General features: G+C 70.9%; 8 protein-coding genes. 7 read left to right on the top strand and 1 reads right to left on the bottom strand.

What is annotated here, in order from left to right; genetic code table 11:
• Window positions 1–221 precede the first annotated feature (221 nt).
• Window positions 222–1214: a Bug family tripartite tricarboxylate transporter substrate binding protein gene (locus HW577_RS15390; protein ID WP_198377037.1), complete on the top strand. Its 993-nt coding sequence runs from the start codon at window positions 222–224 to the stop codon at window positions 1212–1214.
• Between the two features lie 253 nt (window positions 1215–1467).
• Here HW577_RS15390 and HW577_RS15395 read toward each other — a convergent pair whose 3' ends face one another.
• Window positions 1468–2379 carry a polysaccharide deacetylase family protein gene (locus HW577_RS15395; RefSeq protein ID WP_198377038.1) on the bottom strand — a complete coding sequence of 304 codons (912 nt, stop codon included), beginning with the start codon at window positions 2377–2379 and terminating at the stop codon, window positions 1468–1470.
• 73 nt (window positions 2380–2452) lie between these two features.
• Between HW577_RS15395 and rutA the strand changes: the two genes are divergently transcribed.
• The 6 genes from rutA (at window position 2453) to HW577_RS15425 (ending at window position 8435) form a co-directional block, all read left to right on the top strand.
• Window positions 2453–3535, top strand: coding sequence for a pyrimidine utilization protein A (gene rutA, locus HW577_RS15400; RefSeq protein WP_198377039.1), 1083 nt, complete (start codon window positions 2453–2455; stop codon window positions 3533–3535).
• A 37-nt stretch (window positions 3536–3572) separates the two neighbouring features.
• A complete protein-coding gene (locus HW577_RS15405) occupies window positions 3573–4994 on the top strand; it encodes an amidase (protein ID WP_198377040.1) in 1422 nt (473 codons plus the stop codon).
• Window positions 4991–5296, top strand: coding sequence for an alkylphosphonate utilization protein (locus tag HW577_RS26915; protein ID WP_198377041.1), 306 nt, complete (start codon window positions 4991–4993; stop codon window positions 5294–5296). The genes HW577_RS15405 and HW577_RS26915 overlap by 4 nt, the downstream gene beginning before the upstream one ends.
• 12 nt (window positions 5297–5308) lie before the next feature.
• Window positions 5309–6184: a fumarylacetoacetate hydrolase family protein gene (locus tag HW577_RS15415; protein WP_198377042.1), complete on the top strand. Its 876-nt coding sequence runs from the start codon at window positions 5309–5311 to the stop codon at window positions 6182–6184.
• Between the two features lie 39 nt (window positions 6185–6223).
• Window positions 6224–7195, top strand: coding sequence for a tripartite tricarboxylate transporter substrate binding protein (locus HW577_RS15420; RefSeq protein WP_198377043.1), 972 nt, complete (start codon window positions 6224–6226; stop codon window positions 7193–7195).
• 61 nt (window positions 7196–7256) lie between these two features.
• A complete protein-coding gene (locus HW577_RS15425; protein WP_198377044.1) occupies window positions 7257–8435 on the top strand; it encodes a M20 family metallopeptidase in 1179 nt (392 codons plus the stop codon).
• Window positions 8436–8496 lie beyond the last annotated feature (61 nt).

Consider the following 8496-nt stretch of genomic DNA (forward strand, 5'->3'; position numbering starts at 1 on the left):
GACCGGCCGCGCCTGACGGCGCCTGCCCCGCCCGCGGCGGGCGGGTTGGTTCTCGCCGCGGCGCGCCGGTTGCCCTCCCCGCGGCGCGCCGGTTGCCCCTCCCCGCGGCACGCGGGTTGCCAGGAGCCTGCCCATGCCTGGGGCACCCGGGCCGGATGGTGGCATTCCTGCATTCATTCCGGTCAGTCGGTGGCGCCCATGCCTGAACAGGGAGCACATCGATGAACCGTCGTTCCATCCTTCGCCTCACGGCGGCCGGTGCGCTGGCGCCGCTCGCCCTCCCGCGCGTCGCCTCCGCCCAGGCGGGCGCCTGGCCGACCCGCGGCTCGATCCGCCTGATCGCCCAGTTCCCGCCGGGCGGGCTGGTGGACACGGTCAGCCGCCTGATGGCGCCCGCCCTGTCGCAGGCGCTGGGCCAGACGGTGGTGGTCGAGAACCGCGCCGGCGCGGGCGGCGTCATCGGCACCGACTTCGTCGCAAAGCAGCCGGCCGATGGCTACACGCTGCTCGTCAGCCATGCCTCCGTGCATGTCTTCTCGACCGCGACGATGCCGACGCTGCCCTTCCACCCGATCAACGACTTCACCCACATGGGCTTGCTGGTCGAGGCGTCGAACGTGCTGCTCGTGAAGGCGGATTCGCCGTACCGCACGCTCGACCAGTACCTGGCGGCGGCTCGGACGCGGCCGGTGCGCTTCGGCTCCTCGGGCATCGGCTCGGCGCCGCACCTGCTAGGCGCGATGCTGACCGGCGCGGCGAACGCGCCCAATCTCGACCACGTGCCCTATCGCGGCAGCGCGCCAGCGATGCAGGACCTGATGGCGAACCAGATCGAGTCGATGATCGACCCGATCACCACCAACGTGCAGCTGCTGAAGGATGGCGTGCTGCGCGCGCTCGCGGTCTCGACGCCGCAGCGACTGCCGGCCTTCCCGAACATCCCGACCTTCGCGGAACTCGGCTATCCGAAGCTGACCTCGGCGCAGTGGCTAGGCCTGTCCGCGCCCAAGAACCTGCCCGCGCCGATCGCCGAGCGGCTCACCGCGATGATCCCGACGCTGCTGGCGCGCCCGGAACTGATGACGCGCTTCGAGGAACTGCAGACGCTGCCGCGCACACCCTCGCTGCTCGGCCCGGACTTCGTGCGCATGATGCAGGAACAGATCGCCGAATGGACCGCGGTGGCCCGGCAGTACAACATCGTCGTGACGTGATGGGTTGACCCTCAGACGGCGGGCGGCGGCCATCCGGCCGCCTTGCCTTCGCGCCTTGCGCTCCCGGCCCGAGGCTCTGCCTCGGGCCGTTTTCTCTGACCTCAGGCGCCGGCGCCGCCATCCGGCGGCTTGGCTTGCGCGCCTTACACTGGCGCGCCTGGGCCGACTGACGGTCTGGGCGCGGTCGCGCTGTGCGCTCCCGGCCCGAGGCTCTGCCTCGGGCCGTTTTCTTTGACCGGGCGTCGCTGCGCGGTCAGGCCTTCGGCGTCATCCCCGCCTGGCCGGCGCACCAGCGCGCCACCTCCTCATGCGTGCCGAACCACACGCCGGGCTGGCCCTTCATGTACGCCACCAGCCGGTCCAGCAGCGCGATGCGGCTGCGATGGCCGATGACGTGCGGGTGCATCGTCAGCAGGAACAACCCGCCTTCCGCATAGGCACCGTCGAACTCGGCGCGGAAGATCTCCTCGACCGCCGAGGGCGGCGTGTAGGGGCGCAGGCCCGAGAAGCGCAGCATGTTGAAATAGACCGCGTCGTCGCGGATCCATTCGGGCGGCAATTCCACGATGCCGGTGGGCTGGCCCTGCACCTCCAGCTCATAGGCATCGTCGTCCGACATCAGCGAGGAGTCGTACAGCAGCCCGAGCTCCTGGATGATCGACATGGTGTCGACGGAAAAATCCCAGGACGCCGTGCGGATGCCGACGGGCCGGCGGCCGCTGATCTTCTCGAGCGTATCGGCGGCGCGGAAGGTCAGCTCCCGCTCCACCCCCGGCGGCAATTGCGTGTTCGCCTCGTGGATCCAGGAATGGATGCCGATCTCGTGGCCTTCGCCGGCGACGGCGCGCACTTCCTCGGGATGCAGCAGCGCGGAGACGGCCGGGTAGAAGAAGGACGCCTTCACCCCGTGCCGCGCGAGCAGCGCGCGGATGCGCGGGACGCCCTGCCGCGCGCCAAATTGCCCCTGGCTGATGCGCATCGGGCTTTCATCGGAATCGCGCAGCGGGATCGTCTCATGGTCCGCATCGAAGGACAGGGAGACGGCGCAGCGCGCCCCGCCCGGCCAGGATGTCGGCGCCAGCGACCGCCCCGCCCGCGCGCGCCCGACGATGTGGCGCCATTCCGGCTCGCTCCACTCCCAGGGCTTCTTCGGGGCGTCGCTCATGGCCGTTCTCCGTTGCGTCGAATGGCACGGTAGTTGCGAGAACGGCGCGGTCAACAGGCACCGGGAGCCACCGATGGATATCGGCGTGTTCATTCCGATCAACAACAATGGCTGGATCATCTCCGCCGCCTCGCCGCAATACATGCCGAGCTTCGAGCTCAACAAGGCGGTGGTGCAGAAGGCGGAGGGCTACGGCCTCGACTTCGCCCTTTCCATGATCAAGCTGCACGGATTCGGCGGCAAGACCGAGTTCTGGGACCATGGGCTGGAAAGCTTCACGCTCATGGCCGCGCTCGCCTCGGTCACCAAGCGCATCAAGCTCTTCGCCTCGACGGCGGTGCTGACGCTGCCGCCGGCGATGGTCGCGCGCATGGCGGCGACGATCGACGACGTCTCGGGCGGGCGCTTCGGCGTGAACATCGTCTCCGGCTGGCACAAGATCGAGTACACGCAGATGGGCCTCTGGCCCGGCGATGCGCATTTCGCCAAGCGCTACGACTACAGCACGGAATATGTGCGCATCCTGCGCGAGCTGTGGGAGGACGGCGTCTCCGACTTCAAGGGCGACTACTTCCAGATGGACAAGTGCGTGCTCAGCCCCCGCCCGCCGGGCCGCATCCCCGTCGTCTCCGCCGGCCAGTCGGATCGCGGCATGGATTTCGCCGCCGAGTGGTGCGAGTACAATTTCTGCCTCGGCGAAGGGCTGAACGAGCCTACCAAGGCGGCGGGCGTGCCCGCGCGCGTGCTCAAGGCCGCCGAGAAGACCGGCCGCGATGTCGGCGCCTACATGCTCTACATGGTCATCGCCGACGAGACGGACGAAGCCGCCTTCGCGAAATGGGATTCCTACGTGGCGGGCGCGGACCAGGAGGCCCTTGCCCATCTCTTCGGCAAGGCGGCCGAGGACAAGACGGCAAGCGCCGATTCCACCGCCGCGGCCATGACCCGCGCCGCCAACCCCGTGAACTTCAACATGGGCACGCTGGTGGGGTCCTACGCGAAGGTCGCGGCGATGCTGGACGAGGTCGCCTCCATGCCCGGCGTGAAGGGCATCATGCTGACCTTCGACGACTTCCTGAAGGGCATGGATGACTTCGGCACGCGCATCCAGCCGCTGATGGAATGCCGCAAGGAAAGGCTCGCCGCCGCGGCATGACTTGAACGGCGCGGGGCCGGGGGGCAGGGTGACCCCCATGCCTGACACCGACCCCGCGCTCATGTCGGCCGAGACGCTCCTCGGCCTCTATGCCCGCCGCGCCCTCTCGCCGGTGGAAGCCCTCAAGGCGGTGCTGGAGCGCGTCGCGCGCTTCAACCCCTGGGTCAACGCCTTCGCCGCCATGAACCCGCGCGCCCTGCAGGCCGCGGGGGAAAGCGAGGCGCGCTGGATGGCCGGCCGCCCGATCGGCCCGCTCGACGGCGTGCCCGCGACGGTGAAGGACCTGCTGCACCTGGCGGGCTTCCCGACGCGGCGCGGCAGCCGCACCTCCGACACCACGCCGGCGACCGAGGACGCGCCCGCCGTGATGGGGCTGAAGGAATCCGGCGCCGTCATCCTGGGCAAGACCACCACCACCGAATTCGGCTGGAAATCCCCGGGCGACTGCCCTCTGCACGGCATCACGCGCAACCCCTGGAACCCGCAGCGCACGCCGGGCGGATCATCGAGCGGCGCGGGGGCTGCCGGTGCCGCCTGCTTCGGCCCGCTGCACATCGGCACGGATGCCGGCGGGTCGATCCGCATCCCAGCCGCCTATTGCGGGCTGGTGGGCGTGAAGCCTTCCTTCGGGCGCATTCCGCAATGGCCGCTCGGCGCCTTCGGCCATGTCGCGGTGGCGGGGCCGATGACGCGCACGGTGCGGGACGCGGCGCTGATGTTCTCGGCCATGGCGCGGCACGATCTGCGCGACCCCTATTGCCTGCCGGACGACCCGCGCGACTGGCGGCAGGGGATCGAGGAAGGCGTGGCGGGGCTGCGCGTGGCCATCGTCCGCCGCATGGGCTTCGAGCCGCCGCTGGATGAGGATGGGGAGGCGGTGCTCGCGGGTGCCGCGCGGATGCTGGCCGAGCAGGGCGCGATCGTCGAGGAAGCCGATCCCGGCCTGCCCGATACGCGCGCCATCTTCGGCCGGGTCTGGGGCGTGGCGCTGTCCCGCGTCGTCGCCACCATCCCGGAGGAGAAGCGCGCCCTGCTCGACGCCGGCATCCTCGATGTCGCGCGCAAGCATGGCGACATGCCGGCGGTGGACTACCTGGCGGCCGAGGCGATGCGGCTCGAGGCCGCGCACGCCATGGCGCGCTTCCACCAGCGATACGACCTGGTGCTGACCGCCTGCACGCCGACCGCCGCCTTCGCCGCCGACCAGCCGACGGCGCAGCCGGAACTCTCGCTCTGGCGCGACTGGGCGCCCTGGACCTTCGCCTTCAACCTGACCCGCCAACCGGCAATCAGCGTCCCCGTCGCGATCGACGGGGAGGGGATGCCGCGCGCGGTGCAGGTGGTGGCACCCCTGTATCGCGACGACCTCGCCTTCCGCGCGGCGCGCGCGCTGGAACGCGCCGCAGCCCTGCCGCTGGCCGATCCGGCGGCGACCGCGAGCACGGCGCCGCCGGCGTGACAGCCGGGGAAGACGACTACGTCTATGACGAGGCGACCGGCGAGTGGCGCCCGGCCTCCGAGGTCGCGGCCGCCGCCGCCGCCGCGCGCATCGTCGTGCGCGACTCGGCGGGCCATGAGCTGGCGGACGGCGATTCGGTCACGGTCATCAAGGACCTGAAGGTGAAGGGCGCGGGGCAGACGCTGAAGCAGGGGACCGTCATCCGGTCGATCCGCCTGACCGACGACCCGGAGTTGATCGATTGCCGCCACGACGCCATCAAGGGCCTGGTCCTGCGCACCGAATTCGTGCGCAAGCGGTAACAGGGGGGCGGCATGCGGCTGGTCACGTTCAAGGACGGCAAGGGCGCGCGCATCGGGGCGCTGGATGATGCGGGCAAGGTGCTCGACCTTGCGGCCGCGGATGCGGCGCTGCCGCGGGAGATGCTCGCGCTGATCGCTGGCGGGGCTGCCACGCTCGCCGCCGCCCGCGCGGCCGCGGCGAAGGCGCCGGTGGCCGAGGGTGCGACGCTGCTCGCCCCCATCCCGCGCCCGGCCAAGAACATCTTCTGCGTCGGCAAGAACTACCATGAGCACGCGAAGGAGTTCGCCAACAGCGGCTTCGACGCGACGGCCAAGGAAGTGGTGCCTGAAGCCCCGGTGGTGTTCAGCAAGCCGCCCACCAGCGTGATCGGGCCGAACGATCCGATCCCCTCCTTCCTCGATTCCACGAACAGCACCGACTACGAGGGCGAGATCGCCGTCGTGATCGGCAAGGGCGGCCGCGGGATCAGCGAGGCCGATGCCTACGCGCACGTGTTCGGCTACACCATCGTCAACGACGTCACCGCGCGGACGCTGCAGCACAAGCACCGGCAGTGGATCCTGGGCAAGGGCATCGACGGCTACTGCCCGATGGGCCCGGCGATCGTCACCGCCGATGCGGCGGGCGTGCCGCCGAAGCTCTCCATCTCCACCTGGGTGAACGGCGAACTCCGCCAGCGCGCGCCGGTCGAGGACCTGATCTTCGGCATCCCGACGCTGATCGCGACGATCAGCGCGGCGATCACGCTGGAGCCGGGCGACATCATCGCGACCGGCACGCCGGCCGGCGTCGGGATCGGCTTCTCGCCGCCGAAATTCCTCAAGCCCGGCGACCGCGTGCGCATCGAGGTGCCGGGGATCGGCGTGCTGGAGAACCCCGTCGCCTGACCTGACGTCCGACGAGACCAACCGGGAGGAAACAATCATATGAAGCGTCGCGTCCTGATCGGCTCCGCCGCCGCCGCCGCCTTCGCGCGTGGCGCGGCGGCGCAGGAGAATTACCCCACCCGCCCCGTCAGCATGGTCGTCGCCTTCCCGCCCGGCGGGCAGGCCGATGTGGTGGGCCGGCCCGTCGCCGCGACGCTCGAACGCATCTGGCGCGTCGCCGTGCCGATCGTGAATCGCGGCGGTGCCGCGGGCGCCATCGGCAACGCCTTCGTCGCGCGCGCGACACCCGATGGCTACACGTTGCTGATGGCGCTGTCGTCCATGGCGCTGCTGCCCGAGGCCGCGCGCGTGAACGGGCGGGAGCCGACCTACACGCCGGAGATGCTCACCCCGATCGCGCTGTTCGCCGCCGACCCGACGGTGCTGGTGGTGCCCGCCGCCTCGCCGATCCGTACGATCGAGCAGTTCATCGCCGAGGTGAAGTCAAAGCCCGGCCAGTTCTCCTACTCCTCCGCCGGCAACTACTCGGCGCTGCACGTGCCGATGGCGCAGCTGTCCCAGGCGGCGGGGCTCGACATGCTGCACGTGCCCTTCCAGGGCGGCGGGCCGGCGCTGACGGCGATCCTGGGCGGGCAGGTGCAGTGCCTGGCCTCCGGCCCCGGCCCGGTCGCGCCGCATATCCGCAGCGGCGCGCTGCGTCCGCTCGCCACCTGGGGCCGCACGCGGCTGGCGGGCTTCGAGGATGTGCCGACGCTGATCGAGAAGGGCTTCGCGGACTGCGAGTTCTACATCTGGGTCGGCCTGTTCGCCCCGGCGGCGACCCCAGCGCCGGTCATCGCCCGCATCCGGGAGGCCTGCCGCCAGGTCGCGCAGGATGCCGAGTTCCAGCGCGTCATGGCGGCCTCGGGCAACACGCTCGACCATCGCGACGGCGACGCCTTCCTCCGCTTCTACCAGGAGGACGCGGCGCGGCTGATCCGCACGGTCCGCGCGCTGGGGCGGATCGAGTAGCGCCGCCCCCTTTGCGGCGGGCTCCGGCGATGCCAGCCTTGGCGCGAAGGAGACCGCCCGCATGAGCACCGAAGCGCAGATCACCGCCTGGCTGGCATCGCAGAAGTCCGCGATGCTCGCCGAGCTCGAGGAGATGGTGAACACCGACGGCGGGTCCTACGACAAGCCGGGCGTGGACCGCACCGGCGCGCAGGTCCGCCGCTTCCTCGAATCCCACGGCATCCGCACCGAGGTCGTGCCCGGCAGCCGCCATGGCGACTGCATCCGCGGCTTCGTCGAAGGCGGGCACGCCATCGGCACCGGCAACCAGCGCAGCAACATCGTGCTGATGGGCCATCGCGACACGGTCTTCCCGCAGGGCGAGCCCGAGCGCCGGCCCTTCCGCATCGAGGGCAACCTCGCCTATGGCCCCGGTGTCGCCGACATGAAGGCGGGCATCGTGATGAACATGTTCGTCCTCGCCGCCTTCGCGAAGTTCGGCGGCGCGCCGGGACCGCTCGTCGGCCTCTTCACGGGGGATGAGGAGATCGGCAGCCCCGAGGGCCGCCCGGTGATCGAGGCCGAGGCACGCAACGCCCGCATCGTGCTCAACAGCGAACCGGGGCGCGTCTCCGGCAACGTGGTCAAGGCGCGCAAGGGCGGCGTCTTCTCCGTGGTGGACATCGAGGGCAAGGCCGCGCATTCGGGCGGGAATTTCGAGGCCGGCATCAGCGCGATCGGCGAGGCTGCGCACAAGATCGTCGCCATCCACGCGCTGACCGACCTCGCCCGCGGTATCACGCTCAATGTCGGCCTGATCCAGGGCGGGCAGAGCGTGAACACCACCGCCCCCTCCTGCCAGTTCCAGATCGACCTGCGCTACATCGAACCGGCCGACCGCGACGAGGTGATGGGCAGGATCCACGACATCGTCGCGCGGTCCTACGTGCCGGGGACCAAGGCGCGCCTCGCCATCAAGGGGGAGTTCCTGCCCCTGAACCCGACGCCCGAGAGCACGCGGCTGTTTTCCATCTACCAGGCCTCGGCCGCCGATAGCGGGCTGAAGGTGGAGGCCGAGTTCACCGGCGGCTGCGCCGATTCGGGCTTCACCGCCGCGCTCGGCGCGCCGACGTTGTGCGGCGTGGGGCCCGTGGGCGGCAAGGCGCACAGCCCCGAGGAGTACCTCGAGGTCGACACGGTGGTCCCGCGCGCGCAGGCGATGGCGCGCGCGATCCTGCGGCTGGAGCAGGCGGGGCTGTAGCGGCCGGCGCCGGCGCGCCGCCGCGCCGGTCAGGCCTGCCAGCGGTGGCCCCGCCGGATCG

Origin of the sequence: Neoroseomonas rubea (assembly GCF_016106015.1) — a bacterium.
Lineage (GTDB): Bacteria > Pseudomonadota > Alphaproteobacteria > Acetobacterales > Acetobacteraceae > Neoroseomonas > Neoroseomonas rubea.

What these genes read in the sequence shown, in the direction of transcription:
- rutA (WP_198377039.1), top strand. Translation starts at nt 2,453, where the DNA reads ATGGATATCGGCGTGTTCATTCCGATCAACAACAATGGCTGGATCATC.
- HW577_RS15425 (WP_198377044.1), top strand. Translation starts at nt 7,257, where the DNA reads ATGAGCACCGAAGCGCAGATCACCGCCTGGCTGGCATCGCAGAAGTCC.
- HW577_RS15420 (WP_198377043.1), top strand. Translation starts at nt 6,224, where the DNA reads ATGAAGCGTCGCGTCCTGATCGGCTCCGCCGCCGCCGCCGCCTTCGCG.
- HW577_RS15405 (WP_198377040.1), top strand. Translation starts at nt 3,573, where the DNA reads ATGCCTGACACCGACCCCGCGCTCATGTCGGCCGAGACGCTCCTCGGC.
- HW577_RS15415 (WP_198377042.1), top strand. Translation starts at nt 5,309, where the DNA reads ATGCGGCTGGTCACGTTCAAGGACGGCAAGGGCGCGCGCATCGGGGCG.
- HW577_RS15395 (WP_198377038.1), bottom strand. Translation starts at nt 2,379, where the DNA reads ATGAGCGACGCCCCGAAGAAGCCCTGGGAGTGGAGCGAGCCGGAATGG.
- HW577_RS15390 (WP_198377037.1), top strand. Translation starts at nt 222, where the DNA reads ATGAACCGTCGTTCCATCCTTCGCCTCACGGCGGCCGGTGCGCTGGCG.